This window comes from Planomicrobium sp. MB-3u-38, assembly GCF_002836425.1.
Taxonomy (GTDB): domain Bacteria; phylum Bacillota; class Bacilli; order Bacillales_A; family Planococcaceae; genus Planococcus; species Planococcus okeanokoites.
Map to the genome: position 1 here is coordinate 1 of NZ_PJBO01000026.1, position 444 is coordinate 444.

General features: G+C 39.9%; 1 protein-coding gene. It reads left to right on the plus strand.

Features of this window, described 5'->3' with window-relative positions:
- Positions 1-27: 27 nt before the first annotated feature.
- Entirely contained in the window at positions 28-234 is a 207-nt protein-coding gene (gene copZ, locus CXF70_RS07390) for a copper chaperone CopZ (protein WP_101802114.1), read from the plus strand.
- The last annotated feature ends 210 nt before the right edge of the window (positions 235-444 follow it).

A 444-nucleotide genomic window follows, 5' to 3' on the forward strand; every position in this document is an offset into this window, starting at 1 on the left:
GAATCTTCAAAAAGGGGGTGAGAAAACATGCAAACCAAAACTTTAGATGTTAGGGGAATGACTTGTGGCCACTGCAAAATATCAGTAGAAGGCGCGCTAAAAGGTTTAGAAGGAGTATCTGCTGCAGAGGTAGATTTAAACTCTGGTAAAGTGGAAGTTACCTATGACGAATCAAAAATTTCCTCAGAGAATATGAAAGAAGCTGTGGAGGAACAAGGCTATGACGTAGCATAAAAATAGATGGTATAAGTGAGTTTCCTAGATTGGAAGCTCGCTTTTTTTGAAATATGCTTGTTTGAGGTGGACGCCATCCAAACATCACCATCTGAGATTCGGGTTAGCAAAAGAGACTGCACTCTCTTATACCCTTTCGCTTCCCTGGTTCCATGACATTCAGGTTTTGATTTGGTAAATTTTTATAATTTCCGCATTTGTAGAGTTGCG

Bases quoted from the DNA above. Each gene is read 5' to 3' on its own strand.
- copZ (WP_101802114.1), top strand. From the start codon at position 28: ATGCAAACCAAAACTTTAGATGTTAGGGGAATGACTTGTGGCCACTGC.